Raw genomic sequence first — 26867 nt, forward strand, 5'->3', positions numbered from 1 at the left:
GCTCCTGTCCACCTGTGGCGGCTTCGGTCCCGTAGCGCCAGCCCAGAGCAGGGGATACCGTCACCGCACCCGTCCGGTTTCGCTCCCCGAGAGGATTGACCGGTGATACGGTATAACGTATACTAGGGAGCGCGGCGTGAACGACGATGTGCAGGTGGTCCCGACCGAATGGTTCGTCCGGGATGTACGCCGCTTGTCCGCCAACCTTCGCGCGCGGGTGGACAGGCGGATTCGTGAACTCGGAAAGAAGGGGTGGGTCGCGTCTGCCCGCTCCCGTGACGTGGCCGAGTTAGATGACGGGATCTGGGAACTCCGAGTGTTAGGCCAAGGAACCGCGTTCCGCGTACTGTTCTTTCTGGATCCGCGATACCCGGGACGGCGCGTAGTCCTGATGGCCTGCGTAGCCAAGGCTTCCATGAAGAAGGCGCATGTGATGACGTCCGAGATCGAGCGCGCGAAGGCGCGACGTGCACAGTGGCTTCCGCAGGAGATGACGCGATGAAGGGCGACATGACGTGGGACGAATACATGGCGGAAAACCTTCGCGATCCCGAGTACGCGGCCCTTTGGGCAGAGTCGCTGCCGAGGATCGACCTCGCCGTCAATGTCTGTCTGCTGCGCTTGGAACGAGGGCTCTCGCAGAAGCAGCTTGCCGAGGCCGCCGGCCTGAGCCAGCCGCGCATCACGGACATCGAGCGGAGTGACGCCAATCCCACACTGCTCACCATCACACGCATCGCCAACGCCCTCGGGGTCCGGGTCGAGCGCCTGTTTGCCGGTAAGAGCGTGGTTGATGAGGAGCTTGTCACGCCGCAGGCCGAGGTCGCTGCCGCAGAGCAGACACCGGTCCCTCGCTCGGTCCGCAAGCGGAAGCCGAGAGCGCGAGCGGCGCTCGTTGCGTGAGTCGCTGAAGGCACTGCCGCGACGAACGTAACAGTTGTATATTGATCCCAAGGGGCGGCCCGCCGAGGCCGCCCCTTCGCAATTCCCCACCCAATCAGCAGTCCACGGCAGAAACGCGGGCCAGATTGCCACGCTCCTACCCTCTGCGGGTCCCGGAGCCTGGCCAGGCCTCGAACGCCCCCCGGATCGCTTGACGCACCACCGGGCAGGAGCCCTGAATTGATCGCACCTGGCACCCTGATCAACCTCGCCGCCCCCGTCATTCCGGGGTGGCGGATCGTGCGCCCGCTCTCCAGCGGGGCGCAGGCCCACACGTACGTCGTCGCTCCCGCGGACCGACCGCACGATGAGTGCGGGGTGGCCAAGGTGATGCGGCTGACCGCGCTGGAGGGGCATCCCCTAGCGATCGAAGGGCAGCGCTGGCGGATGGAGCGCGAGGTAGCGGCCCTGGAGTCGCTGGCGCGCGCGGAGTGCCCGGGCGTGGTGCGGCTGCTGGACCACGGGCAGGCCACGGCGAACACCGAGCAGGGTTGGATGGTGATGCGCCGGCATGAGACGGCCGCGCGCTGGTTCGACGGCGTCACCTTCTGCTACGCGGAGCGCTTCCGCGGCCGCGTGACGCGGGTGATGGGCTTCGCCGAGTCCCTGGCCCACACCCTTTCCATCATGCACGGGCGGCCGCAGCCCATCGTGCACCGCGACCTGCACCTGGGCAACGTGCTGATGGACGGCGTGGGTGGCCCGCCCGTGCTGGCGGACTTCGGGATCGCGCACGTGGCGGGGTTCGCGGGCCGGCCCGAAGGCGACGCCGTGCGGTCCGGCGCCTGGCACTGGCGCCCGCCGGAGCTGGACGCAGGCGGTGTGGGTTCGCCCGCGTCGGACGTGTTCATGCTGGGCGGGCTGGTCTTCGAGGCGCTGTCGGGCGGGTTCGTGCTGCCGCCGACGGAGGAGTGGGAGGGGCGCTCGCCCCACGATCTCAACGATCACCACCTGGGCCGCTGGACCACGGATTTCCGCATACCCATGGTGCACCGTCTTCTGCACCGGCTGCTCGCGCTGGACCCCGCCGAGCGCCCGTGCGCCACCGAGGTGGCGGAGCACTGCCGCGAGATCCGCCTGGCCGCGACCCGTCGCGCGATCCCGATCGCCGCGTAGGAACAGTCGCGATCCGAAGCGAAAAGAGGCCGGGCCCAGCACATCACTGGACCCGGCCTCTCTCGTAAATCCGTAAGCAAACTTCCGGATACGCAAAACGCCGGACCAGGCGAATGCCCGGTCCGGCGCAGCGTACAACTATGGAGCTGGCGGGAGTCGAACCCGCGTCCGCCTACAGATCCCCCGCAGCGTCTACGTGCGTATCCCCCTGTTTCTTTCTCCTCGCTCGCTCATCGGCCAGAGAGAGGCCCATCGCGAACCAGCCGTGAAAGTCTCGCCTGCGCCGTCACGGCGCCAAACGCAGGCCAGCTAGCTTTTGTCGACGCTCATCGGCCCGCCACTAGCAGGGCTGACCGACAAACGGGAGGTAAGGAGCCGTTAAGACTCTACTTACGCAGCCAGGGCGAAGTTATCGTTCGCGGTTACACGTTTCCCGGAGGTTTAACGAGTGCTCCGAGCACCTCGGCACGCAGCCACGGCTTCACCATACACGTCGAAACCATGACAGCCCCATGACCCATATTTTCAACCGACGCCACTAATCTAACTGCTCCCCGCCCCACTGTCAATCCTCTTGGCGCGCAACGACTTACGCGCGGTGTCACCCTCGCGCGGCGGGCATCCGTCCTTCACGGCGGACACCTCCGGGCGGGCTCCGGATGCCCCACGACGGTCCCGTATCCCCGAAAACACTGGTGGAAGCTCGCAATTCGCTACCGTACAACGACTTCGGCCCATCGCTTGCCAAACCAGGCCACCACATCCGCTCCGCCGAACGGTCGGTGGGCGGCATCAACCAGTAAGTGGAAAGCACGATGAGAAAGAGCATGTTTGCCGGCGTGGCGCTGGCCTTGGTGGTGGTTGCGAGTGACGCGGCGGCCCAGTCTCCGGTTCCGTTCTCGCTCGAGGGCCGCGTGGACTATGCGGCGCCCACGGGCGACTTCGGAGACGTGATGGAAGAGGGGCACAGCTTCAGCGGTGGCGTGTCGATCGGCATCTCGCCGGGGCTGGGCGTGTACGGCAGCTTCAGCCAGACGCGGTTCGGCACCGACCTGGGCGAGGACGGCGACAACGCCGACGCCATCGACCAGGGCTTCTCGGCCGGGCTGACCACCGCCCTGCCCCGGTTTGCGGGCGTCGCGCCGTGGGTGGGTGTGGGCGCGGTGTTCCACCAGTTGGAGATCGGCGGCAACGACGACGGCATCGACGAGGACGTCGGCTTCGAGGTGGGCGGCGGCCTGGCGCTGAGCCTGGCCCGCAACGTCCGCCTGACCCCCGGCGTCGGCTACCGCCGCTACGCCACCGAGATTTCCGGGCTCGCCGGCCTGGTCGAGAGCGAGCTGGACGTGGAGTACTTCACGGCCGGCATCGGGCTGAACATCGCTTTCTAAGCGACGGCGCTCGATTGCGAAGCGGCCCCGGGCATCGTGCCCGGGGCCGCTTTTTCCGTCCGCGTCCCCACTCGTCGTGCATCAGAAACCGGCAAGCGATCTCGTCCTCACCGTCATCGGCACCGGGGTGCCGTCGGGAGCGGCTATCTCCAGCTGACGCACCGAACGGAAGTGCGCGGGATAGCCCTTGATGGCCATCGAATCCGTCATCACCTGCTCGTCACCCGGAACGGTGCGCAGGATCTCGTCGCTCATGAACACGATCAGCTTGGACCGTGGGCGGGTGATGGACACGTTGAAGCGGTTGGGGTTGAGCAGGAATGCCGCCTCACGCTCGGCGTACTCGCGATCCGCCACCGAGTAGGAGACGATGATCAGCTCGCGCTCGTTCCCCTGCATCCGCTCGACGGTGTCCACCACCGGCAATTCGTCGCGCGGCCACCCGCCCGCGATCAACTCGCCCAAGATCGCCGAGTTCTGCGCGCGGTGGGGCGCGATCACCGCCAGCGCGTGCGAGCGGAAGCGCTCCGCCGTGTAGGTCTCGCCGGTCGCAGGGTCCCTCATCCCCACGCGCGCCAGCCGGGCGATGCGGGCGACGAGGCCCGCCTCGAACGGGTTGCGGACGGTGGCGCGAAATCCCTCGTACGTGCAGAAGACGACGGCGTCCTCGGGCCGCAGGAACACGTCCCACAGCAGCGCATCCACCGGATCGGCCGGGGCTGCGGCGGACGTCAGGGAGAGCCGCCGGTCGGGGTCCATCGACACGAAGCCCGGATAGAACAGGCGCCGCGGCCAGCGGACCAGGGCGCGGTTCATCCGCCGGCTCTCGCGCAACGCCATCCGACCGAAGTGCGTGGCGAAGTGCGTGAACGCCGAGCCGAAGAGGGTCTCTTCGCGCGGATAGCTGCCGTGCAGGATGGGCGCGAGCTGCCGGTCGTCGCCGCACAGCACCAACCGCCCGCCGCGGCGGATGGACGACAGCGCGATCAACGCATCCGGCACCTTCATCTGCGACGCTTCGTCGATCACGATCACGTCGAACAGCGAGCGGATCGGGATCTCTGGGCCGGACTCCTTTTCCGCCTCCGCCCGGTTGATGTCGCGCATCTGCTTCCACAGCGACCACACGGTGGAGCCGACGACCACGGGCATGCCGTCCGCGGACACGGCATCCAGCTCCCTCGGCAGATGGTCGTCGCGGATCACGTCGACATCCAGCCCCGCCAGGTCCTCATCGGCCTCGCTCCCCCGCCCCGCCAGCTTCACGGCGCGCAGGGGCGACTCGGTGCCGGCCGATTCGAGTTCGCGCGCCACCTTAGCCAGCACGTTGACGATCGCCCGGTGCGTGGCGGCGGCCACCAGCATCCGCAGCGGGCGCCCCGCCCTGCGCGCCGCCGCCGCCATGCCGATCAGCATCCACGCCAGCAGGTACGTCTTTCCCGTCCCCGGCGGACCCCACACGACACTGACCGCACGCTCGAACACCGCGCGCCACGCCGCCTCCTGCTCGGCGTTCAGCGCGTAGCCGCGGGTGGCCAGAGTCGGGACGATCGCATCCGCCCACCCCGCGTCGGCGTCCAGCGGAGCGACCCAGTCGGGCGGCACGATCCCGTGCAGCGCCCCGAGCACGAATTCGCTCTGCCCCGCGCCGTCGGCCAGGGCGCGGAGGCTGGCGACCACGCGGCGGGTGTTGAAGTCTACCGAGGCGCGGTCCAGGACGCAGACGCGGTCCAGGTCCAGCAGCGGCGCCCTGGCCAGCCGATCGGTTTCCAGCTTTTCCCACGTGAGGTCCGACGCCAGCGTGACGCGGGGCGGCGAGGCGGCCAGGTCGTAGTCGATCAACTCCACCATCAGCTTGCGGCGGAGCCAGGGCTTTACGTCCGTTTCCGCCAGCGTGCGCCCATCGTCGTTCGTCAGCACCAGGGCAAAGTCGCCGGGGCGGAACTTGGCCTCGCGGCAGGCCTCGTCGAACTCGAAGACAGCATGGCCGTTGGGCAGCACCTGCACCTTGTTGAGCCCCGCGATGCACTCGAAGCGACGCGCGCGGTCCGCCGTGGGCAGCGCGTGAAGCTGGCGGATGGACACGGATTCCTCCGCCGCCTCGGCCAGGGTGAACAGGCGAAGCTGCTCCAGTGTCGCGTTCTGGATGGGCCCCGCCCCGTCCGCCGCCGCGCCGAAGCCCGCGTCCAGCCGCAGCATCGGGTCGCGCCGCTTGGCCGCGTGGTCGCGGATGGCGCGGATCACCGAATCCACGGCGGCCAGCTTGGATTCCACCGTGCGGACGATCTCGGCGCGCACTTCACCCGGAGCCTGGACTGCTCCCCCGGCGCGGTGCGGGCGCGCGTTCCACACGTTGTGGATGCGCTCGAACGCCACCTGGCTGCTGAGCGGCCAGCCGTAGTCGCCGCGCGGGGCATGCGTCCACGCTCCCTCCACCGGCGTCAGTGCACCGGAGACCCCCGCCAGGTCCCAGGCGTAGGGCACCGGCAGGGCGAAGAGTTCGGAGACTACGTCCAGCACCACCGTCCCCGGCGGCGCCGCGCCCGCGTCGCCTGGGAACAGGATGCGCGCGATGCCGGCCATCCCCGGCTGCGTCCCGGGATCTCCCAGGTGCCGCTGCAGGCAGTCGCGCAGCAGTTCGGCCTCGCGGCGATCCCACAGGTAGAAGTGCACCGGCCGCGGCGCCCGTCCCGAGAGGAATCCATCCTTCCGCTGCTCCGCCTCCGCCCGCGCGACCACCTCGCCCGCGCGCAGCAGGAAGCGCCCGAGCATCTCGCGTTCGGCGGCCTCGGTGCCGGCCGCGGAGACGAAGACCTCGGCGGCGCCGCGGAGCGAATCGCCCTGGCCGGCGCGCAGGCCCAGCGCGAACACCGTCCCGCTGACCGGGTCACCCTCGGCGGAGAGAAGTACGCGGACGCGCTCTGCCACCGGCATGCGAAAGCTCTGCTTCTCCGCCGGAACCAGCTTCTGGTAGTCCAGGGCCTGCACGCGCTTCTTCAGGGTGGATTCGGCGGATTCCAGGGCGTGGCACCCGGCGTAGACGCCTTTCCTGAACTCGGCCTTGCGCAGCTCGCGGACGGAGCGGATGCCGCGCGCCTTCAGCTCGCGCCCGGCGAGCGGGGTGAGGCCCACGACGCGGCTGAGCCGGTCGCCGGCATCCGCCTCGGCGCGGCACTGGTGGAAGAACGTGCACGACGTGCAGCGCGGACGCAGGTGCCAGTCGACCTCGGCCGGGGCGGCGGCGGCCACGCGCGGCAGCTCGTCGCGAAGGAATTCCTCGACGTGGTGGCGGTACGCGGCCAGGGAAAACCGCTTGGGGCCGCGCGAGCCGCGGGTCCACAGCCATCCCCACCGCGCCTCCACCGTGGCATCGATCCCCTCGGCGCGGCAGATCTCCTGGAGCAGCACCGTGTAGAACGCCACCTGCACGTAGTGCTGCAGGGTGCCCTCGCGGCTCCACTTGATGTCGGCGACGCCCAGCATCAGCCGCCCGCGCCGATCCCGTCCGATGCGCACCAGGTCCGGCTGGGCGGGCGCGATCTCCACCGCCTCCGGAAAGCCGAAGCGCGCCGCGAACGCCGCCCGGTCCACGATGCGAAGCTCCGGCTGCACGAGCCACAGGCAGTCGCCGGGCTCACGGAGCGACTCCACCAGCGCCTCGTAGGGCAGCCGCGCGGCGGCCCCCCGCTCGTCGCGCCCCGCGAACCGCACGCGGCCGCCGTGGCGATCGACCAGCCGCTGCAGCGCGTGCCGCTCCCACCGGCGGCCGGCCTGCGTCAGCAGCCCCATCCCGGGCCGCTGGCCCACGAGCGGACCGCGCGACGGGTCGGCGTTGGGCGCGGGCACCTCGCCGCCGCGCAGGGCGCGCGGCACCATCTCCCACCGCAGCTGCCGGTCGCAGCTGAAGCGGAAGTACTGGGAGACGAGGGTGCCGGTCAGCCGGAGGTCGGCGACGGGACGGGCGAGGGACAAGTGCGTGAGTGCGTTCGTGCGTGAGTGCGGAACTACAACGAGTGCGAGAGCAGGTGTCTCGCGAGCCGCGGTTACAGTGTGCGCATCGTACACCGCAAGCTCGGCGAGGGTCAAGCGGCATTCTTGGGAGGTTCGTGCGCGTTGGGGGAGCGGCGCCAGCGCTGAAGTGTACCCCCTCTCCCACGCTGTTTGTGGGAGAGGGTGGCACGCGTGTCAGCGCGGCCGGGTGAGGGCCCCACGGCAGCCGAGGCCTCGGCGACGGTGACCGCGGCCGCGGCCGCGCGCTGGCTGGTACGTGTCCGCGGCAAGATCCTTCGGCCCGCGAGGTCTGTGCTGCGGGCGAATCCAGTGCGCCTGGGGCCTCAGGATGTCAGGTAGCCCACTCCCGCACTCCCGCACTCCCGCACTCCCGCACTCCCGCACTCACGCACTCACGCACTCCCGCACTCCCGCACTCCCGCACTCACGCACTCACGCACTATCTTGCGTTTCCGCCCGGGCGTGCCTATCTTCGACAGCCGGTTGAAACTGATTCTCACCCGCAGCTACACACGCTGGCTGATGCTCTCGCGCTTGTTCCGGAAGAAGGCGGCCCCCGAGGCCCCGTGCGTCGAGTGCCCGCTGGCTGCCTGCGCCACCGGCTGCAAGGCGTCGGTGCTGCGGATGGAATGCCCCATCGACGACGCGCACCGGCTGCGCGGGATGGGGCTGTTCGAGGGCACCTGCGTGCAGGTGATCGACTCGCGGAACGGCATGCTGCTGGAGGTCAAGGGCTCGCGTCTGGCGTTGGGTGAGGGCCTGGCGTCGGCCATCAAGGTCCTGCCGCTGGCCTCCTGAACGGGTGAAGAAGCTGTCGGACCTGTCCCCCGGCGACCGCGGGCGGGTAGCGAAGATGGGCGGCGACCCCGAGGCGCTGCGCCGGCTGATGGAAATGGGGCTGATGCGCGGCACCGCCGTCGAGGTGGTGCGGCGCGCCCCGCTGGGAGACCCGCTGGAGGTGAAGGTGCGCGGGTTCATGCTGACCCTGCGCCGAAGCGAGGCGGAGCACATCGAAGTGGAGTAGGATGCAAGAGACCGCGGTCGGAGCCATTCCGGCGCCCCCCGCACCCTCGCCCGCGGAAGCACCGCGCGGCGGGGGTGTGCTGCATGTGGCGCTGATCGGCAATCCCAACACGGGCAAGAGCACGCTTTTCAACGCGCTGACCGGCATGCGGCAGCGCGTGGGCAACTATTCCGGCGTCACGGTCGAACGCGTCGAGGGCCGCTACCGCGACGACCAGGGCGCCGTCACCATCATCGACCTTCCCGGCACGTACTCGCTCTCGGCCAGCTCGCCGGACGAGGAGATCGCGCTCGCCGTGCTCACCGGCCACGCCCCGGGCATCGACCGCCCCGACGTGGCCGTCGTCGTGCTGGACGCGGCCAACCTGGAACGAAACCTGTTCCTGGCGTCGCAGGTGCTGGAGCTGGGCCTTCCCACCGTCGTGGCCCTCAACCAGGTAGACGCGGCCGAGGCGGCCGGGCTGCGCATCGACGCGGTGGAGCTGACGATGGAGCTGGGCGCGCCCGTGGTCCCCATCGTCGCCACGCGCGGCGAGGGGCTCGACGTGCTCAAGTCGGCCATCCGCAAGGCGCCCGGGCTGGATCGCCCCGGGCGCCGCTTCGAGCTTCCCGCCGAGGCCGCCGCCGCGCTGAAGCCGGTCGAGCAGGCGCTGGTGGACGCGGGCTTCAACGCCTCCGCCGCGGCCATGGAGGCGCTTCGCCTTCTCGCCGTCCAGCACGTGGGCAAGCACCTGTCCGGCGTTCCCGGGCTGGAGCCCGCCGTCGCCGCGGCGCGCGCCGAGGTCGAAGCGGCGGGCCTGCTCCCCACCAGCCTGGAAGCGGAGTCGCGCTACGGGTGGATCGGTGGCGTCGTCGACAGCTGCGTCACCCGCGCCGGGCATTCGGGCCGGACCATCACCGACCGCATCGACGCCGTCGCGCTCCACCGGGCGGGTGGGCCGCTGGTGTTCATCGCCCTGATGGCGCTGGTCTTCCAGTCCATCTTCACCTGGGCCGAGCCGATGATCGGCCTGGTGGAGGGGCTGTTCGGCATCCTTTCCTCCGCCGTGGGGGGCGCGATCCCGGAAGGCGACCTGAACAGCCTGCTGGTGGAAGGCGTGATCGCCGGCGTGGGCTCGGTGCTCGTGTTCCTTCCGCAGATCGTCATCCTGTTCCTGTTCATCGGCATCCTGGAGGACACGGGATACATGGCGCGGGCGGCGTTCATCATGGACCGCTTCATGAGGAGCGTGGGGCTGCACGGGCGCAGCTTCATCCCCCTGCTTTCGGGATATGCGTGCGCCGTTCCGGGGATCATGGCCACGCGGACCATCGAGAGCCGCAAGGACCGGCTGGCCACCATCATGGTGCTGCCGCTGATGAGCTGCTCGGCGCGCATTCCCATCTACGCGCTGCTGATCGGCACCTTCATCCCCCCGGTGGTGGTGGGAGGTATCTTCAACCTGCAGGGCGTCACCCTGCTGGCGATGTACCTGCTGGGCACGGTGACGGCGCTCGTCGTGGCGTCGCTCTTCAAGCGCACGCTGCTGCGCGGCCAGGCGCGCCCCATGATCATGGAGCTGCCGCCCTACCGCCTTCCGCGGGTGAAGAGCCTGGCGCTGTCGGTGGGCCACCGCGCCAGCCTGTTCCTGAAGAAGGCCGGCACGGTCATCCTGTCGCTGACCATCATCCTGTGGGCGCTCGCCACGTACCCGCGCACGGAGCCGGCGCCGCGGATGACGGACCAGCAGGCGCAGGAGGCGCAGCTCGCCAACAGCGCCCTGGGCCGCGTGGGGCACGCCATCGAACCCCTGGTGAGGCCGCTGGGGTACGACTGGAAGATCGGCGTGGGGATCGTCAGCTCGTTCGCGGCGCGCGAGGTGTTCGTGTCCACCATGGGCACCATCTACGGCGTGGGCAGCGACGCGGACGAGGGATCGTCGTCGCTGCGCGAGCGGCTGCGCGGCGAGCGCCACGGGTCGAGCGGGGCCCTGGTCTACACGCCGCTCGTGGCGGTGGGTTTGATGGTGTTCTACGTGTACGCCATGATGTGCATGAGCACCATCGCCGTGGTGGTGCGCGAGACGGGCGGCGGATGGACGGGCGTGCGCTGGGCCGCCTTCCAGTTCGGGTGGATGCTGGCCCTGGCGTACGGAAGCGCCCTGCTGGTCTACCAGGGCGGGCGCCTGCTCGGCTGGGGCTGAACGCTGAACGAGGGATGGATGAGATGCAGACGCTGATCGTTGCGCTGATCGTGCTTGCCGCGCTGCTGTTCGTGGGCAACCGCTGGCGCCGCACGCTGATGTCCGCCCGCGTCCCCTCCGGCCGAGGCGAGCCGGGGTGCGGCACGGGCTGCGGCTGCGGGAAGTAGCCGCGGTCCGACTTGGTCGTGACGTGAAGAAGCCCTCTCCCGGTGCGTGGGAGAGGGCTTCTTTCGTTCGGCGGACCCCGAAGACCCTGTTGCCTGTTCCCCGCCACTATTGCCTGCCGGCCGTCACCAGCTGTCCGCCGCGCACGACGCCTACCGACACCTCCTTGCCGCGCACGTCGCCCATCTCGTCGAACTGGATGAGCCCCGACACGCCCTGGTGCCCCTCACGCCCGTTGCCGATGGACGCCACGTAGTCGCGGATGGCCTCGCGGTCGGTGCCGGCGTGCTCGATGGCCGCGCTGAGCAGGTACATGACGTCGTAGGTCATCGCCCCGCGGTGGTCCGGCAGCTTCTGCGTGCGCTGGCGGTAGCTCGTCACGAACCGCTGCGCCTCCGCGGCCGGGCGGTCCGGGAGGAACGCCGAGCTGACGAACACCCCCTCGGCCACCGGCCCCGCGTCCTTGAGCCCCGTCAGGCCGTCGGACCCCAGGATGGGCCCCGTGTAGCCGAGCCGCCGCGCCGCTGCCACGATCTTGGCGCCCGCCTCGGCCTGCCCGCCGATGACCAGCGCGTCCGCGCCGCGCCGGATGGCCCGCGCGAGGTACGGATCCAGTTCGTCGCCGCGCGTCAGCACGGCGGGCAGGTACGGGTCGGCCGTGACCACGGCGCCCCCGCCGGCCTGGAAGGCACGCTCGAAGGTGGTGCGCACACCCTGTCCGTAATCGTCGTTGGCGTACAGGACGGCCGCACGGCGACGCCCGAGCCGCTGCGCCGCCCATTGGGCGAGTGCCGGCGAAAACTCCAGGTCGGTGGGCGTCACCCGGAAGGTCCACTCCCCCGCCTCGCGCAGGGCCGGGCTGCTGGACGCGGGGGAGATCTGCACCACCGGGTCACCCTCGTGGTCCAACGCATTGTAGATGGGGGCCGCGGCAATGCTGGCCGACGACCCCACGTGGCCGATCACCGCCACGATGCTGTCGCTGTCACGAAGCGTCTTCGCCACCTGGATGGCCTTCTGCGGATCGCCCCCGTCGTCCATGAACACCAGCTTCACGGGGCGGCGCCCGCCGATGCCGCCCTTCGCGTTGATCTCGGCGGCGGCCATCTCCGCCGCCGCCTTCATCGAGGCGCCGTTGGCCGCGCTCAGCGGTCCCGCCACGCCGATGTACACGGGCTCGCGCGACCCGCCGCACGCGGCGAGCAGGAACGCGAAAGTGGACATCAGGGCAAGGGTGTACTTTGGAGCCATTTCGAGTAAACTTGATCGGGGTGAGAAGCAGTGCCGGAGCACGTTGGCGCAACTGCGGCCGGTGCAGCGTTTGGGTCGCCGCCGGCCCACCGAAAGAGAACGAAGTAAACCCTCCCGAAAGCCGCCGGGCCGAGCGGTTCCAGCCGATACGGTGGCGGTGTTGGCCTGATTTCGCCTGAAAAGTATTCGGAGTGAACGAAAGCCATTGACGAGCCGGACCGGGGCCTCTATCTTCTGGCTCGTCTACTCTGTCCACTATTTTAGTGGGGTCCCGCAGGGTACACTACCGGGCGGTTTGCGCCGTCGCAAGAGCGGTGCGGGCGCGCTGCTGCCGCCCCGGAACACCCGCGCTAACCGGAGCAGGGAGGCTTGCCCTCCCCTCCACGTCGGAGCGTCGTGCCAGGGACCGGCAGGCGCGCCTGGGAGCCCCGGACCATGGCCGCAAGAGCATCGAAGAACAGCACCCCCAGACCGCGCGGACGGCGCCGTAACGCGTCGCGTCGCTGGTGCATTCCCCCCGCCATCCTGCGCGAGCCCGACGAGACGCTGGAGGCATCGCAGATCCTGGAGGAGTTCAAGGGCGACCTGGGGCTCCTGCTGTGGAACTCGCTTCGCGACGTTACCCTGTGGTCGGCCACCCCCGAGGAGCGGCGCGAGGGGCTGTTCGTCTCCGAGGCGGCACACAAGCGCCTGGGCCTGCTGGCCACCTCGGGGGTGGAGCCCGCGCTCGAGGTGAGCCTCACCACCCTGGCGGCCGTCGTCGGCAGCCCGGGGACGGCCAGCCCCGAAATCGTTACACTCGTCTGCCTGGAAGTGGGCAAGTGGGCGTTGGAGCAGGGCGCCTTCGGCACGGCGCTGGCCTATGCGCAGGCCGGGGCCCTCGCCTCGCCCGAGGACGCCGCCCCGGCCTGCACCGTCGGCGGCATGGCGCTGCGCTGGGGCAGGCACGCGCGGGCCGAGACCTGGCTGCGCCGCTGCATCGGACTGGCGCGTCGAGGCCGTGACTGGCAGAGCTACGCGCAGGCGTACGTGGACCTCGGAACCCTGTACACCCGGCGCGGGGTGCCGGGCGCCGCGCGCAGGTACTTCACCCAGGCCATGCGCGCAGGCCGCCGCCACGGGCTCCTTGCGATCCGCGGGGCCGCACTGCACGGCCTTTTCTTGCTGGCGCTGGATGCGGGCGACCTGGACGACGCCGAGCGCTACGCCCGCTCGGCCATGCGCGCCTACGGCCGGGGGCACCCGCGGCTGGCCGAGCTGCTTCACGACCTGGCGTACCTGTGGGTCACGCGCGAAAGCTACGGGCGGGCCATCCCCATGCTTCAGAAGCTGCTGGTGGCGCGCACGGAGCCGGCCGACCGCACCCTCACGCTGGCGGTGCTGGCGCGGGCGGCGGCGGGAACGGGCGAGCGGCGGCTGTACGAAGAGGCGTGGAGCGGGGCGTGGTCGCTGGTCAACCGCCCCGGCGCGCCCGAAGACCACTCGCGGGCGCTGCTGGAGCTGGCCCGGGCCGCCGCCAAGCTTCGCGACTGGGTGCGGATGGAGCAGGCCAGCCGCAAGCACGCCGCCACGCCGCAGCGCGCGGCCGACCGGCGCATCGCCGAGCAGCTGGCGCAGCTCGCCGCCTTTGCGCGGCAGCCGCATCCGTGATCACACGGCGGGGGCCGGGACGTCCGCGGTCCGTCCGCGCGCCCCTCCTGTCCCCGGCGCCGGTGGTCGGGCCGGTTCCGGCCGCCAGCCGGGGCTCCGCGGCGGAAGCGCGGCTCCGGGCCGCGGGGACGGCGGACGAGCTGATCGAGGGCAGCCTGATGGTGGCGGAGACGGGTGCGGGGCCGGGGCTGCTGCTCTGGCGCGCGCTGCGTGACGTGCGGGCGTGGGCCGCCGCGCCCGAGCCGCTGCGGCCCTTCGTCTTTCCCCCCGCCGCGGGACCGGACCGGCGGCGGCTCCTGGCCTACAGTGGAGCGGACGAGCGGTTGTGGGCGCCCGTATGCGTCTTCATCTGCCTGGTGGAGCAGCGCGAGCCGGCGGACCCCAGCCGCCTGCTGCACGCCTGCCGCCGCGTGAGCCAGTGGGCGTCCGACCATGGCGCCCGCGTCACCGCCGCCGCCTTCGAAGCCTGCGCCGCGCTGGTCGCCGCCGCCGTCAGGGAGCACCCGTACTGATCCGCGGAGCCGCGTCCAGCGCACCAGCCCGAAAACACGACCGCCCGGGCTCGTCGCCCGGGCGGTATTGTTCAGGCCTCTTCGCGGCAGTCCGCGATCAGCTCCCGGTCCGCCAGGCCCCATCGGCCGGCCTGCTTGCGGAAGGTCAGCCGCCAGACGCGGTTGCAGAAGTCGGAGGGCCTCGTGTTGCGCTTGGTCGAGGTGCTGCGGACGGTGCCCCGGATTTCGTCCGGCGTGCCGTAGGCCACGTTCCAGTTGATCCAGATTCCATACTTGCGCACCCAGCAGCCGCCGAAGCTCGACACGGTGTCGCACAGCAGCACCTGCTGCAGGATGGCCTGCGTGGGCTCGCCCAGGACCACGGAGATGCTGTCCAGGTCCAGGAGCGCGCCCGTGACGCCGTCCGACGCGTGGCGGAACGACTCCACGTTCACGTACAGCGGCCCGTCCGCCGCGCGCCCGGGCTGGTTCTGGCGGGCGTCCTGCTCCATGAACCGCAGCACCTGCGGGGCGACGGCGTAAAAGTCTTCGGGCGTGGCCCGCTCGCTCGAGCAGGCGGCCAGCAGCAGAAGCGGGGCGAAGAGGGCAGATCGCTTCATCGTCACGTCGGTGGCGGAGGGGAGATCGAGAAGGGAGATTACCACCCGTGCCGCCGCCGCGCAAAAAGACGGCCCTCCCGCCCGCGCGGCACAGGCGGTAGGTTGCTGCCCGTGAACGACCGACGACCCCGACCCGCTTACCCGGAGACGTGATGGCGATCTGGAGACTGTCGCCCAGGATCAATACGATGTGGTGGTGCGTGGAAGGCCGCGACCCGTGGCAGCCGCCCGACGAGCGCGCGTTCGGGTTCATGGTGCGCGCCGCCGACGAGGAGCAGGCGCGCTGGCTGGCGCACGAGGCGGCAGGCGAGGAGAACGGCACGCTGGACGGCGTTTCGCCCTGGCTGGATACCAACTATTCGAGCTGCGAGATGATCCGCGAGGAGGGGACGGGCGAGGTGCTGCTCGTGAACTTCCGCCACGGCAGCCGCTGACGGTCAGAAGATCTCGGCGGGCTCCACCACGCGCACGCCGCAGAACCGCCGGATCTTCTCGAAGTCGCCACGGTTGTACGTGACCACCGAGGCGTTCACCCGGCTGGCGCTCCGGGCGATCAGCACGTCCCTCACCAGCCGCTGCTGCTCGGCTTTGCCAATGGCGAGCGGTTGCCGCGAGTGCTCCGACCGTGCGCCTCGGAGAAGGGCGTTCAAGATGCGCCCCGCCTCGAACCAGTCCTCTCCATCGGGCGTTAGCAGCACTCCCTTGGCTTCCGAGTCGGCCCGGACCGTTCGCCAGCGCCGCACATCGGCCGTATCCTTGGAGCCCGCAGTAAGTTCCTGGAGCACCACCGCCGACACGAGTCCGGGAAGCCGGAGCCTGGGAGCGTTGTGCCGGATGAAGACGTTGGTATCCCAGAGATATCGCCCGCCGGTCATGCCGAGCCTTCCTCTCCCCGCCAGAGGCGAGTCCCGCGGAACGTCTCGACCGTCGCCAGCCAGCGTGGGTCCTGGTCGACGGCGGAGACGAACTGACGCCCCGCTGAGCCCTGCACGAGGATTTCGCGGAATTCGGCTTTCGAAAGCTCGAGTGCGGCGTCGATGGCGTCGTCCACGCACGGATGACTGCTCAGGACATCTCCTTCGTCGGAGCGCAGTTCCCATCCCACGCCGTTCCGGCTGATGTGGAGTTGCCGGGCGCCAGGGTCGAAGGCTGCGTCCGCGAAATCGGGGTGTAGCGTCACCTTCTGCTTCGCCATCGTTCCTCTCGTCCCGGGAAAGCACCGTCGCCCAGAATGGAAGGTAACAGCGGTGGCCGGTGCCAGTCCAGACACAAATGCGAGCGCGCTGGACGGGCCAGCGGTGGGCATGGGTGCTACGTCTCTGGCGGGAAAAGACGAATCGTGGAGCATGGAAAGAGCGGGCCGGCATCGCTGCCGGCCCGCCCTTTTCGTCGTGCCCGGAAACCGAAGGATCAGACCCAGGTCTGCTGGATCTTGCCCACGGCGGCGATGCGCTCTTCGGCGATACGGTCGGCGGCCACGTAGGTGGGCAGCCCCGCGTTCGCCGACAGCTCGAAGATGCGCAGCAGGGTGGTGTAGATGTCGCCCGCCTTGCGCATGGAGCGCTCGGCCGTCCACCCGTTCAGCTCGCCGTACACGTTGATCAGGCCGCCGGCGTTGATCACGTAGTCGGGCGCGTACAGGATGCCGCGGGCGTGCAGGTCGTCGCCGTGGCGCGCCTCGCCCAGCACGTTGTTGGCGGCGCCGGCGACGATGTCCACCTTCAGCAGCGGAATGGTGTCGTCGTTCACCGTGGCGCCCAGCGCGCTGGGCGCGTAGATGTCGGCCTCGACGCCGTAGATGGCGTCGGGGGCCACCGCCTCGGCGCCGAACTCGTGCACGATGCGCTGCACCCGCTCCTGGTCGATGTCGGTCACCACCAGGCGGGCACCCTCGGAGGCGAGGTTCTGGCACAGGGAGTAGCCCACGTGCCCCACGCCCTGCACCGTCACCCGCTTGCCGCTCAGGCTGTCGGAGCCGTACTTGGCCATCGCCGCCGCCTTGATGCCGCGGTACACGCCGTAGGCGGTAACGGGAGACGGGTCACCCGACGTCTGCGCACGGCCGGTGACGTGTTCCGTCTCCATGGCCACGAACTCCATGTCGTCGACCGACGTGCCCACGTCCTCGGCCGTGATGTAGCGGCCCTTGAGCGTCTCCACGAAGCGGCCGTGCGCGCGGAAGATCTCCTCGCGGTTGGTGCTGCGCGGGTCGCCCAGGATCACCGACTTGCCGCCGCCCAGGTTCAGCCCGGCGACGGAGGCCTTGTACGTCATGCCGCGCGACAGGCGCAGGGAGTCGACGAACGCTTCCTGGTCGTTGTTGTAGTTCCAGAACCGCGTGCCACCCAGCGCGGGGCCGAGCACCGTGTTGTGGATCGCGATGATCCCCTTGTAGCCGCACGAAGGCTCCTGGCAGAACACCACCTGCTCGTGGTCGTGCTCGCCCATCAGCGAAAAGAGTTCCATGCCCGTTTCGGTCCAGTGTAATGCGTGTGGGTGGGCGCGGCGGCGGGCGCCCTCGCCGGCGGGGCGGGGCCCCGGCGGCGGATCAGGTGTTCGGCCGGGTTCCGGCGGCCTACCGGTACAGCTCGCGAGCGATCACCGTCCGCTGAATTTCGCTCGTTCCCTCGTAGATCTCCGTCACCTTGGCGTCGCGGAAAAGCCGCTCCACCGGGTACTCCTTCACGTAGCCGTATCCGCCGAACACCTGCACGGCCTCGGTGGTCACGTACATGGCGGCTTCGGAGGCGAACAGCTTGGCCATCGACGACAGCCTCGCCTCGGGCTTCCCCGCGTCCTTGGCGGCGGCGGCGCGCATCACCAGCGACCGGGCCGCCTCCACGCGCATGGCCATGTTCGCCAGCTTGAACTGCATCCCCTGGAAGGCGCGGATGGGGGTGCCGAACTGCTTGCGCTCGTCGGCGTAGCGCACGGCGTGCTCCAGCGCCGCCTGGGCGATTCCCGTCGCCACGGCGGCGATCCCCATCCGGCCCCCGTCCAGCCCCTGCAGCGCGTAGATGAACCCCAGCGACGGGTCGCCCAGCACCTGGTCGTCGGCCACGAACAGGTCGCGGAAGGCGATGCCCACCGTTTCCGAGGCGCGCTGCCCCATCTTGTCTTCCTTCTTCCCGACGATGTACCCCTCCGCGCCGGTCGGGATGATGAAGGCGCCGATCCCCTTGGCCCCGCGGCGGTCGTCGGGCGTGTCGGTGCGGGCCATGGCCACCACCACGTCGCCGAAGCCGCCGTTGGTGACCCACGCCTTGGCGCCGTTCAGCACCCACCCGCCGTCCACGCGGCGTGCCTGCGCCGCCATCCGCGCGGCGTCGGAGCCCGCGTCGGGCTCGGAAAGCGAGAACGCGCCCAGCCACTCGCCGCGTGCCATCGGCATCAGCCAGCGCTCCTTCTGCGCGTCGGTGCCGTGCGCCAGGATCATCTGCGTGGGGAGCGAGTTGTGCACGCTCATGGCCACGGCCACCGAGGCGTCGCCCCGGGCGATCTCCTCCAGGGCGATCAGGTACGTGGCCGTGTCCATCCCCAGCCCCTCGTACTGCTCCGGAAGCAGCATTCCCAGGAAGCCCAGCTCGCCCAGCTTCTGCACGACCTCGCGGGGAAAGTGCGCCTCGCGGTCCCACTCCTCGGCGTGGGGCTTCAGCTCCCCCTCAGCGAACTCGCGCGCCAGGTCCCTGATCTGCTGCTGCTCTTCGGTCATCGACCCCAGCGTGCCGGAAGTGCGTAAGTGCGTACGTGCGCTGGTGTCCATACGGCGGACGGGCGCACCGTGGATCTACGTCAATTGCACCGGTCTTCGGGGCGGGCGTACGAGCGCAGCAGTCCGCAGCGGCTGCAGCGAAGCGTCGTGACGTCGTAGCGGGGCCGGTCGCTCACCTTGAGCCCGGCCGTCATCCCCAGGAACTTCTGCATCGTGGGCTCTCCGCCCACCCAGTACTGCTGAGCCGCGACCGAGTAGTCGCCCCGGTCGACGACGAATCCGGGCTCCATCTCCGCGCCGCACTCCGCGCAGTCAACCGCCGCCATGCCGCTCCTGTTCCCGGTGTTCACCTGCCGTGCGGGGCGCGCGAGCGTGCGCAACTTCCGCACTCGCGCGCCAGGGTCACGCACGATAGTCGTAGAAGCCTTCGCCCGTCTTGCGGCCCAGCTTGCCGGCGGCCACGTACTTCCGCAGCAGGGGGCACGGGCGGTACTTGTCGTCGCCCAGGCCGTCGTGCAGCACCTGCATGATGGCCAGGCAGGTGTCCAGGCCGATCAGGTCCGCCAGCGCCAGCGGCCCCATCGGGTGGTTCATCCCCAGCTTCATCACCGTGTCGATGGCCTCGCGGTCCGCCACGCCCTCCATCAGGCAGAAGACGGCCTCGTTGATCATGGGCATCAGGATGCGGTTGGACACGAAGCCGGGGTAGTCCTGCGCCTCGGCCACGGTCTTCCCCAGCTTCTCCGACGTTGCCACGATGGTGCGCGTGGTCTCGTCCGAGGTCGCCAGCCCGCGGATGATCTCCACCAGCTTCATCACGGGGACGGGATTCATGAAGTGCATCCCGATCACCCGGTCCGCCCGCTTCGTCCGCCCGGCGATCTCGGTGATGGAGATGGACGACGTGTTGCTGGCCAGGATGGCGTGCCCGGCCGCGACGGCGTCCAGCTCCTCGAAGATGCGGAACTTCAGGTCGCGGTTCTCCGTCGCGGCCTCGACGATGAGGTCCGCGTCCGCGGCGGCGGACAGCTCCGTGGCGGTGCGGATGCGGCCCATCGCGGCGGCCTTGTCGTCTTCGGACAGGGCGCCCTTCTTGATCTGGCGGTCCATGTTGCCGCCGATCGTCTTCAGCGCGCCTTCCAGCGCCTCGGCGCGCACGTCGATCATCGTCACGTCGTAGCCGCCATGGGCGAACACGTGCACGATGCCGTTGCCCATGGTTCCCGCCCCCACCACCGCGACCTTCCGGATCTCCGCCATTTCGCTCTATCTCTGTTCAAATTCGGACGGCGGTCGATGGCCCCCACCGGGTTTTTGTCGATTCAGCGCAGCGCCACCCAGAGGACGATGTACGCCGCCAGCAGCATGGCGCCGGTGACGATGGTCCACACCGCGGCGTTGTGGGTGTAGTCGGCGCGGCGCTCCTCGCGCTCGGAGGCCCGGTCCAGCGCCTGCCGAACACCGCCCGCATCCACCACGTCCCTCACGCCGACGGACCGCTTTCCGGCGATCAGCCCGCTGGCGCCGAACAGCACCATCATCACGCCGGCCGTGAACACCATCAGCAGCCACACGTGGTCCCGCTCCAGCGCCCGGTCCATCCCCAGCGCGCGGAAGGGAAAGAGCACGGGCACCAGCGCGGGGAACACGATGGCGACGGCCGCCGCGCTCGCCCAGAACCGCTGCGCGGGGCTCACCGCCACCCCTCGCCGATGCGCGCGTCCACCAGCGGCCGCAGGTCGCGCATCCGCGCGCTCTCGCCGATCCACCGCGTCCGCATCAGCCACGCGGTGCCCAGCGCGAGAGTCACCGTCGCCGCCACCCCCGCCTCCGGGCCAAAGGCACCGCCTGTCCACCAGTCGGCGCCCGTCTCGTGCGCGTCGTAGTACGGCGCGTCGAAGGGGCGCAGGCCGCTGACGGGAAAGTCCAGCAGCCCCGACATCGCCCAGTTCCACCCCATGTGCACCGCCGTGGCGAACCACAACGACCGGGTGCGAAGGTAGGCGACGCCAAGCATGAACCCGGCCAGGAAGATGTTCGCCAGAGCAAACGGCGTGATTCCTGGATTGTTGCGATGCACGTAGGTGAACAGCGCCGAGGTCGCCAGCAGCGTGGGCCAGACCCCGATTCCCTGCACCAGCACCTGGAACGGGTAGCCCCGGAAGAGCACCTCTTCCAGCGCGGCCGCCACCCAGAAGAAGACCAGCGCCCGTCCCAGGGCGGCGACATATTCGGACACCGTGCCCGGTTCGGCAACCCACCGGGCCGTACCCGCCACCGCAAGCAAAACGACGGCGGCGCCCAACATGGCGCCGCCGGCCAGTGTTCCGAAAGCGGAATCCCTCAGCCCGGCGGGCTCGGCGGCGAAGCCGAGCGCTCCCACGGGCCGCTGGTCGATGACCCGGACCATCACCCACCCCGCAACCAACGCGCCGAAAAGCGCGGCGGAGGTCGTGGCTAGCATGCTCCGCGACAGCCCCACCGCCGCTACGGCGACGCTCAGGCCGCCGGACGCGACCACGAAGAGCAGCAGGTACAGCACGAGCCGCCACCCCGCGCGCAGCCCGTACGGACCCTGGAAGAGTATCTGGACCGTCGTGCGCGGGGCGGACGCCTCCGTCATCCGCTCAGGCGACCCGCGCGCGCGTCCGCCCACCGATGCGCCGCGCGATCGCCAGCACCATGGCCACCTTCACCAGGTCCATCAGTACGAAGGGACGCAGACCCAGCGCGACGGCCACGTTCACGTCGCCGACGGCCGACAGCCAGGCGAGCCCGCCGGCGTAGATCGTGGCCAGGCCCAGCAGCAAGCCAGCGAGCGTCCGCAGGGTGGAGCGGTCGGCCCACATCCCGGCGAGGAACGCGGCCAAGGGATACGCCATCAGGTAGCCGCCGGTGGGACCGAGCAGGTACGCCGCGCCGCCGCCCGCGACGAACACCGGCAGCCCGGCGATCCCCGCGGCCAGGTACAGCGCCTGGCTGGCCGCGCCCAGGCGCGAGCCCAGGAGCACGCCGGCGAGGATCACGAACAGCGGCTGGAAGGTGAAGGGCACCGGCGTTCCCGGGATGAGCACCGAGATGCGGGCGCCGACGGCCGTGGCCGCGGCGAGCGCGACGACGCCGATCACCCGGCGCGCCGTGCGGGAGGGAACGAGGCCGGCGGCGGCCGGCTGGGTCAGGGTGAAGCGGTTGGTCGTCATGCGTGTCGGCTCAGGTGTGGTGCGTGGTTCGTGGCGTACGGTCCGAGGAGCTTCGAACGGGCCCGGCCCATGCCGCGGCAGCCCTCTCCCCCGCAAGCGGGGGAAAGGGAGAATTCGATCCCGCTACGGCTGGCTGCAGGTGCAAAACCCCAACGGGCTTCGGCCCGCGCGGACCGAAGCCCCTAAGGTCAGACGCGCTCGACGGAGAGCGCCACGGCGTCGCCGCCGCCCAGGCAGAGCGTGGCCAGGCCGGTGGAGACGTCGCGGTCGATCATGGCGTGCAGCAGCGTGGTCAGCACGCGAGCGCCCGACGCGCCGATGGGGTGGCCCAGCGCCACGGCGCCGCCGTTCACGTTCACGCGGTCCCAGTCCCAGCCCAGGCCCGCGCCATCCGCCAGCGCCTGCACGGCGAACGCCTCGTTGGCCTCGATCAGGTCGTAGTCGCTGATCTGGCTTCCCTGCTTCTTCATCAGCTTCTTCACGGCCTCGATCGGCGCGAAGAACAGCTCCTTGGGCTCCACGGCACCCGTCGAGTACGCGGCGATGCGGGCCAGGATGGTCAGCCCGTGGGCGCGCGCGTACTCCTCGCTGACCACCACCACGGCTGAGGCGCCGTCGTTCATGGACGAGGCGTTGCCGGCGGTGACGACGGGGTCCGTCACGTCCTTGGGCGCGTGCTCGCGGAAGGCGGGCTTCAGCTTGCCGAGCGAATCGACCGAGCTGTCGGCGCGCGGGCCCTCGTCCGCATCTACGACCGTGGTGCCCTTGCGGCCGGCGATCTCCACCGGGACGATCTCTTCCTTGAACTTGCCGGCCTGCTGCGCCGCGACGGCCTTCTGGTGCGACTGCACCGAGAACTCGTCCGCCATCTGGCGGCTGATGGAAGCCTTCTTGGCGGTGTACTCGGCATGCCCGCCCATGTGCACCTCGCAGAACGAGCACCACAGGCCGTCGCGCACCAGCCCGTCCACCATCGTCTGGTCGCCGAACTTCACGCCGTGCCGCATCCCGTAGACGTAGAACGGGGCGTTGCTCATGGACTCCTGCCCGCCCGCCAGGATCACCTGGCTGTCGCCGGCGCGGATGGACTGCGCCGCCAGCATCACCGCTTTGAGCCCGGAGCCGCACACCTTGTTGATGGTGAGCGCGGAGACCTGGTCCGGCAGGCCGGCCTTGATGGCGGCCTGGCGGGCGGGCGCCTGCCCCACCCCGCCCTGCACCACGTTGCCCATGATGACCTCGGCGATGTCCTGCGCGTCGATCCCCGACCGCGCAACGGCCTCGCGCAGGGCGATGGCGCCCAGCTCGGGCGCGGAAAGCGACGCCAGGGCGCCCAGGAACTTGCCGATGGGCGTGCGCACCGCGCTCACGATCACGGGGGTGGTACGGGGATCACGTGCGATATCGATCATTTCGTCCTCGAGCGTTTGATGATGGACCTGCCTGGAGTTCCGCACTCACGCACTCACGCACTGCCTCCTACTTCCTCCAGCCGAACGCCCTTCCCCTCCGCCACCGGATGGCCCCACGGCACGAACGGGTCGTGCGTCGACACCAGCAGCCACCGCTCGTCCACGGCGCGCGACAGCAGGGCACGCTTGCTTTCCAGCGTCACCAGCGGCTCCACGTCGTAGCCCATGATCCACGGCAGCGGCAGGTGCGCGAAGGTGGGGATCACGTCCGCCAGGAAACACGCCGTTTCCCCCTCCGACCGGATGAGCACCGACTGGTGGTGGGGGCAGTGGCCCGGCGTACGATACACCGAAAGGCCGGGCGCGATCTGCACGTTTCCGTCCACCAGGTGCAGCAGCCCCGCCGCCATCACCGGCTCGTAGTTGTCGGGCAGGTAGCTGGCCGAGGTTCGCTCGTTGGCCTGGTGCGCCCATTCCCACTCGCCGCGCTGCACGTGGTAGCGGGCGCGGGGGAACGAAACGCGCACCTGCCCCTCGCCGTCACGGTAGGTGTTCCCTCCCGCGTGGTCGAAGTGCAGGTGCGTGTCGATGACGATGCCGACGTCGTCCGCGGCGAAGCCCAGCGACGCGAGCGCCTCGTGCAGCCGGTCCGGGTGGGCGGGATCCGAGGCCGCGTTGTCGACGCCGTAGATGTCGCGGAACTTCTCGTTTTCCTTGTTGCCCAGCCCCGTCTCGATCAGCACCAGCTCGTCGGGCGTCTCGACGAGAAGGCAGCGCAGGCCCAGCGGAATGCGGTTGCGCTCGTCCGCCGGAATCCGCCGCTCCCACAGGGGCTTGGGCACCACCCCGAACATGGCGCCGCCATCCAGCCGCTGCAGGCCGCTCTCGATGGCGTGCAGGGTGAACGCGCCCAGCTTGCGGCTCTGCACCAGCGGCAGCGCCGCGGAGCGATCGGGAACCTGCGTCACGCCACCTCCATCGACTGCGGCATCCTCTTCTTCTTCCGCGGCGCGCGCGGCTTGCGCTTGCCCAGCACCGCCTGCAGTCCCGCCCAGTCCGCCACGCCCTGCTCGTCGAGCATGTCGATGAAGTGGATCAGCACGCGCGCGGTGGCCAGGGCGTCGTCCAGCGCACGGTGGCGCGACTCGATCTCCAGCCCGAAGAACAGCGCCAGCCCGTCAAGCGAGCGCGAGGGAAGCTGCGGAAGGAGCTTTCGCGCCAAGCGTACTGTGCACAGCTGCCGGCCGGAGAGGGTCATCCCCGTGCACATGCTCAGCTCGTGGCAGATGAAGCGCCAGTCGAACGCGGCGTTGTGGGCCACGAACACGCACCCGTCCAGCGCCCGCGACACCTCCGGCGCCACCTGGGCGAACCGCGGCTGGCCGGCCACCATGGCGTTGGTGATGCCCGTCAGCGACGAGATCATCCCCGGGATGGGCCGCTCGGGATTGACCAGGGTGCAGAAGGTGTCGCGGATCTGCCCGCCCGCCACGCGTACCGCCGCCACCTCGGTGACGCGGTGGCCCTGCTTGGGCGAGCCGCCGGTGGTCTCCACGTCCACCACCACGAACGGCTCGTCGCGCAGCCTCCGGGCGGGCCCCGGCGCCGGCTCTGACACGGCGAGCGACCAGACGCCCTGCGCGGAAACGCGGAAGCGCGGGTCGCTGCCCAGCAGGGCGAACACGGCCGCGGCCGCCGCGCCCGCGCCGCCGGTGATGCCCAGGACGCGCTGCGCCACGTCGGCACTGGAAAGGGGCTCGGACGCCAGCACCCGCAGGGCCCGCTGCGTCAGCGAGCCGTCGCGCTCCAGGCGAACGCCGTCCAGCGGAATTGCGATGTCGATCACCAGATGTCGTCTCGGCAAACAGGCATGGTCATGCACCGGCCGCCGCCGCCCCCGCGGACCAGCTCGGAGCCTTCGAAGGCGATCACGGCCCTGTCGCCCTCGCGCACCTCCGCCTTGCCGGCGAGGAAGTCGGTCGCGTCCACGATGCGGTATCCCGCCTTGTCCTGCAGCTCGCGCATGGTGCCCTCGTTCCGTGCGTAGCCCACGACGATGCCGGGCCGCACCGCGACGAAGTTGCACCCGCTGCTCCACTGCTCGCGCTCCTGGAGGGTGGGGTGGGTTCCGCCGCACCAGACGGGCTCCAGCTCCACGCCCACCTGCTTGAGGGCGCTGAAGATGCCGTCGTGCGCCTTCACCCCCTGCCCGCCCGGCCGGTAGTGCAGCGCGGGAAGCCGCTGCGGCCCGAAGAAGTACGGGGGATACACCACGCAGTGCGTCCGGTCGATCATGGTGAAGATCATGTCCAGGTGAATGGCCGGGCTTTCGGCCGGCAGCACCACCACCACCACGTGATCGATCCCCGCCTTCTCCTTCAGCCCCTCCACCAGCCCCTCGATGGCGGCGGGGCTGCTGCGCTCCGAAAGGCCGACCATCGCCAGGTCGGGGCGAAGGACCAGCACGTCGCCCCCCTCGATGGTGTAATCGCTGCGGCGCTCCTCGGTGCCGTCGTAGATGAAGCCGCCGTTGCCCAGCAGCGGGTGGTACAGGAAAAGGGCCTTCATCAGCAGCTCTTCCGTCCACCGCACCGCGTATCTCATCGCCCCGATGATCACGCCGTCGTTCACCACCATGGCGGCGTCGCGGGTGAAGAAGAGGTTGGGAAGGGGCGGCAGCTCGTAGCTCACCTTGTGAAGCAGCTGGGAGATGGGCCCCCGGGGCGCCTCCTTCCCCTCGATGAACCGGCGGATCAGCTGGTCGCCGGGAATTTCGTACAGCTCGCCCCCCAGCGGCTCAGAAGGCGCCACCTCCATCACCTGGTTGACCAGGAACCGGCGCACCTCTTCCCGGTCGACGATCTCGGCCAGCAGGTCGCGCACCTGCAGCACGTCGCAGAACCGCGCAAGAATGGCGCGAAACTGGGCGTGCTCCGACTGTGCCTGCCGGAGGTGGATGATGTCGTCGTGCAGGTACTGCTCGCGGTTGCTGGGCGTTACCGCGAGCAGTTCGGGACCCGGCGTGTGGCAGATCACGGTGCGGAGCGCGCCGATTTCCGACGTGACGCGTACGGTGGGCCTTCCAGATGTTTGGTCGGTCATATGACCGGAAAGTATAGCCGGGCGGCGGAGTGCGGGCAACGCACCGCGCCCCCGCGCAGGCGCAATCGGGGCGGTTGTGCGGGCCAGTGAAGGCGGCGTCAACGTCAGGACGCCAGGCGCTCCGAATCCACCATTCTCGAGGGATTGGGACGAGGCTCCTGCGGATCCAGGCGCTGCTCGGCGCAAAAAGCCAGGTACTCCTCCACCGACACATGGAACTCCCGTTCGAGCTCGTCGACGCTCGTGGCTTCGAATGTCACGACGTCGTCGATCCCGGCAACCCGGCCGCGCAGGACCTTTTCTTCCCCGTCGTACAGCACGCGGGCGATGTATCCCTTGTAGTTCATGGCGTGAGCCCTGCCGTGGTGAGGAACTCGCGAACGTCCCTGATCGTAGACTTCTTCGCCTCTTTTTGCGGATGCGGGCGATGGAACACTGCAACCCGAAGACCAAGGCGCACCGCCACCCGCGATCCGGCCCGCTCCGAGACGACCGCACCGTAATGCACCAGCATGCGTTCCACATCCGCCCACACGATGCTGGCGGAAACCGGATCCGAGAAGATCGCGTCCAGCGTACGCTTGTGCCGGTTGCTCAT

At 70.0% G+C, this 26867-nt stretch carries 29 protein-coding genes and 1 other RNA gene; 11 read left to right on the plus strand and 19 right to left on the minus strand.

Going from position 1 to position 26867, the window contains the following annotated elements; all coding sequences use genetic code 11:
• Positions 1-136 precede the first annotated feature (136 nt).
• The 3 genes from VGB24_RS00820 to VGB24_RS00830 all read left to right on the plus strand — a co-directional run bounded on the left by VGB24_RS00820 (position 137) and on the right by VGB24_RS00830 (position 2058).
• Positions 137-502 (plus strand): type II toxin-antitoxin system RelE/ParE family toxin, encoded by a 366-nt coding sequence (locus VGB24_RS00820; protein WP_331071057.1) that lies wholly within the window; start codon positions 137-139, stop codon positions 500-502.
• The gene (locus VGB24_RS00825; protein WP_331071058.1) at positions 499-903 is read left to right on the plus strand and encodes a helix-turn-helix transcriptional regulator; all 405 of its coding nucleotides are present in this window, start codon (positions 499-501) and stop codon (positions 901-903) included. The genes VGB24_RS00820 and VGB24_RS00825 overlap by 4 nt, the downstream gene beginning before the upstream one ends.
• A gap of 219 nt (positions 904-1122) precedes the next feature.
• Complete coding sequence (locus VGB24_RS00830; protein ID WP_331071059.1) at positions 1123-2058, plus strand: protein kinase domain-containing protein; 936 nt, start codon at positions 1123-1125, stop codon at positions 2056-2058.
• A gap of 138 nt (positions 2059-2196) precedes the next feature.
• Here the strand turns inward: VGB24_RS00830 and ssrA are convergent.
• Positions 2197-2570, minus strand: a transfer-messenger RNA (tmRNA) gene (ssrA, locus tag VGB24_RS00835).
• 303 nt (positions 2571-2873) lie between these two features.
• Between ssrA and VGB24_RS00840 the strand changes: the two genes are divergently transcribed.
• Complete coding sequence (locus VGB24_RS00840; protein WP_331071060.1) at positions 2874-3449, plus strand: outer membrane beta-barrel protein; 576 nt, start codon at positions 2874-2876, stop codon at positions 3447-3449.
• An 81-nt stretch (positions 3450-3530) separates the two neighbouring features.
• Here VGB24_RS00840 and VGB24_RS00845 read toward each other — a convergent pair whose 3' ends face one another.
• Complete coding sequence (locus VGB24_RS00845; RefSeq protein ID WP_331071061.1) at positions 3531-7421, minus strand: bifunctional RecB family nuclease/DEAD/DEAH box helicase; 3891 nt, start codon at positions 7419-7421, stop codon at positions 3531-3533.
• A 522-nt stretch (positions 7422-7943) separates the two neighbouring features.
• Between VGB24_RS00845 and VGB24_RS00850 the strand changes: the two genes are divergently transcribed.
• From VGB24_RS00850 to VGB24_RS00865, 4 genes are read left to right on the plus strand one after another with little or no spacing between them, the layout of a single operon-like run.
• Positions 7944-8258, plus strand: coding sequence for a FeoA family protein (locus tag VGB24_RS00850; RefSeq protein WP_331071062.1), 315 nt, complete (start codon positions 7944-7946; stop codon positions 8256-8258).
• A 4-nt stretch (positions 8259-8262) separates the two neighbouring features.
• The gene (locus VGB24_RS00855; protein WP_331071063.1) at positions 8263-8484 is read left to right on the plus strand and encodes a FeoA family protein; all 222 of its coding nucleotides are present in this window, start codon (positions 8263-8265) and stop codon (positions 8482-8484) included.
• A 1-nt stretch (position 8485) separates the two neighbouring features.
• Positions 8486-10666, plus strand: coding sequence for a ferrous iron transport protein B (feoB, locus tag VGB24_RS00860; protein ID WP_331071064.1), 2181 nt, complete (start codon positions 8486-8488; stop codon positions 10664-10666).
• A gap of 23 nt (positions 10667-10689) precedes the next feature.
• Complete coding sequence (locus tag VGB24_RS00865; RefSeq protein WP_331071065.1) at positions 10690-10833, plus strand: hypothetical protein; 144 nt, start codon at positions 10690-10692, stop codon at positions 10831-10833.
• Between the two features lie 106 nt (positions 10834-10939).
• On the opposite strand, the gene VGB24_RS00870 is transcribed toward VGB24_RS00865, so the two are convergent.
• A complete protein-coding gene (locus VGB24_RS00870; RefSeq protein ID WP_331071066.1) occupies positions 10940-12055 on the minus strand; it encodes an ABC transporter substrate-binding protein in 1116 nt (371 codons plus the stop codon).
• A 462-nt stretch (positions 12056-12517) separates the two neighbouring features.
• Here VGB24_RS00870 and VGB24_RS00875 point away from each other — a divergent pair, with 462 nt between their 5' ends.
• Both VGB24_RS00875 and VGB24_RS00880 read left to right on the plus strand, forming a co-directional pair.
• Positions 12518-13732 (plus strand): hypothetical protein, encoded by a 1215-nt coding sequence (locus VGB24_RS00875; RefSeq protein WP_331021639.1) that lies wholly within the window; start codon positions 12518-12520, stop codon positions 13730-13732.
• 62 nt (positions 13733-13794) lie between these two features.
• Positions 13795-14244 (plus strand): hypothetical protein, encoded by a 450-nt coding sequence (locus VGB24_RS00880; RefSeq protein WP_331071067.1) that lies wholly within the window; start codon positions 13795-13797, stop codon positions 14242-14244.
• Positions 14245-14315: 71 nt separating this feature from the next.
• Here VGB24_RS00880 and VGB24_RS00885 read toward each other — a convergent pair whose 3' ends face one another.
• The gene (locus VGB24_RS00885) at positions 14316-14843 is read right to left on the minus strand and encodes a hypothetical protein (RefSeq protein WP_331071068.1); all 528 of its coding nucleotides are present in this window, start codon (positions 14841-14843) and stop codon (positions 14316-14318) included.
• A 152-nt stretch (positions 14844-14995) separates the two neighbouring features.
• On the opposite strand from VGB24_RS00885, the gene VGB24_RS00890 reads away from it, so the two are divergent.
• Positions 14996-15277 carry a hypothetical protein gene (locus tag VGB24_RS00890; protein WP_331021642.1) on the plus strand — a complete coding sequence of 94 codons (282 nt, stop codon included), beginning with the start codon at positions 14996-14998 and terminating at the stop codon, positions 15275-15277.
• A gap of 3 nt (positions 15278-15280) precedes the next feature.
• Here VGB24_RS00890 and VGB24_RS00895 read toward each other — a convergent pair whose 3' ends face one another.
• The 15 genes from VGB24_RS00895 to VGB24_RS00965 all read right to left on the minus strand — a co-directional run bounded on the left by VGB24_RS00895 (position 15281) and on the right by VGB24_RS00965 (position 26867).
• A complete protein-coding gene (locus VGB24_RS00895) occupies positions 15281-15718 on the minus strand; it encodes a type II toxin-antitoxin system VapC family toxin (RefSeq protein WP_331071069.1) in 438 nt (145 codons plus the stop codon).
• Positions 15715-16038, minus strand: coding sequence for a hypothetical protein (locus VGB24_RS00900; protein ID WP_331071070.1), 324 nt, complete (start codon positions 16036-16038; stop codon positions 15715-15717). Before VGB24_RS00900 ends, VGB24_RS00895 begins: the two co-directional genes overlap by 4 nt.
• 215 nt (positions 16039-16253) lie before the next feature.
• Positions 16254-17309 carry a Glu/Leu/Phe/Val dehydrogenase gene (locus VGB24_RS00905; RefSeq protein WP_331071071.1) on the minus strand — a complete coding sequence of 352 codons (1056 nt, stop codon included), beginning with the start codon at positions 17307-17309 and terminating at the stop codon, positions 16254-16256.
• A 109-nt stretch (positions 17310-17418) separates the two neighbouring features.
• Positions 17419-18555: an acyl-CoA dehydrogenase family protein gene (locus VGB24_RS00910; RefSeq protein WP_331071072.1), complete on the minus strand. Its 1137-nt coding sequence runs from the start codon at positions 18553-18555 to the stop codon at positions 17419-17421.
• 80 nt (positions 18556-18635) lie between these two features.
• A complete protein-coding gene (locus tag VGB24_RS00915; protein WP_331071073.1) occupies positions 18636-18881 on the minus strand; it encodes a hypothetical protein in 246 nt (81 codons plus the stop codon).
• Between the two features lie 76 nt (positions 18882-18957).
• The gene (locus VGB24_RS00920; RefSeq protein ID WP_331071074.1) at positions 18958-19815 is read right to left on the minus strand and encodes a 3-hydroxybutyryl-CoA dehydrogenase; all 858 of its coding nucleotides are present in this window, start codon (positions 19813-19815) and stop codon (positions 18958-18960) included.
• A 62-nt stretch (positions 19816-19877) separates the two neighbouring features.
• On the minus strand, positions 19878-20252 hold the full coding sequence (locus VGB24_RS00925) for a hypothetical protein (protein ID WP_331071075.1): 375 nt from the start codon (positions 20250-20252) through the stop codon (positions 19878-19880).
• The gene (locus tag VGB24_RS00930; protein WP_331071076.1) at positions 20249-21178 is read right to left on the minus strand and encodes a CPBP family intramembrane glutamic endopeptidase; all 930 of its coding nucleotides are present in this window, start codon (positions 21176-21178) and stop codon (positions 20249-20251) included. Before VGB24_RS00930 ends, VGB24_RS00925 begins: the two co-directional genes overlap by 4 nt.
• Positions 21179-21182: 4 nt before the next feature.
• Entirely contained in the window at positions 21183-21755 is a 573-nt protein-coding gene (locus tag VGB24_RS00935) for a biotin transporter BioY (protein WP_331071077.1), read from the minus strand.
• 188 nt (positions 21756-21943) lie between these two features.
• Positions 21944-23167: an acetyl-CoA C-acetyltransferase gene (locus VGB24_RS00940; protein ID WP_331071078.1), complete on the minus strand. Its 1224-nt coding sequence runs from the start codon at positions 23165-23167 to the stop codon at positions 21944-21946.
• Between the two features lie 53 nt (positions 23168-23220).
• A complete protein-coding gene (locus VGB24_RS00945) occupies positions 23221-24135 on the minus strand; it encodes an MBL fold metallo-hydrolase (RefSeq protein ID WP_331071079.1) in 915 nt (304 codons plus the stop codon).
• Positions 24132-25013 (minus strand): 3'-5' exonuclease, encoded by an 882-nt coding sequence (locus VGB24_RS00950; protein WP_331071080.1) that lies wholly within the window; start codon positions 25011-25013, stop codon positions 24132-24134. The genes VGB24_RS00945 and VGB24_RS00950 overlap by 4 nt, the downstream gene beginning before the upstream one ends.
• Positions 25010-26269, minus strand: a complete 1260-nt coding sequence (locus VGB24_RS00955) for an arginine deiminase family protein (RefSeq protein WP_331071081.1) — start codon at positions 26267-26269, stop codon at positions 25010-25012. The genes VGB24_RS00950 and VGB24_RS00955 overlap by 4 nt, the downstream gene beginning before the upstream one ends.
• 104 nt (positions 26270-26373) lie before the next feature.
• Entirely contained in the window at positions 26374-26616 is a 243-nt protein-coding gene (locus tag VGB24_RS00960; protein ID WP_331071082.1) for a type II toxin-antitoxin system HicB family antitoxin, read from the minus strand.
• Positions 26613-26867: a type II toxin-antitoxin system HicA family toxin gene (locus VGB24_RS00965; RefSeq protein WP_331071083.1), complete on the minus strand. Its 255-nt coding sequence runs from the start codon at positions 26865-26867 to the stop codon at positions 26613-26615. Before VGB24_RS00965 ends, VGB24_RS00960 begins: the two co-directional genes overlap by 4 nt.

The sequence above is a fragment of the Longimicrobium sp. genome (assembly GCF_036399935.1).
Taxonomy (GTDB): Bacteria; Gemmatimonadota; Gemmatimonadetes; order Longimicrobiales; family Longimicrobiaceae; genus Longimicrobium.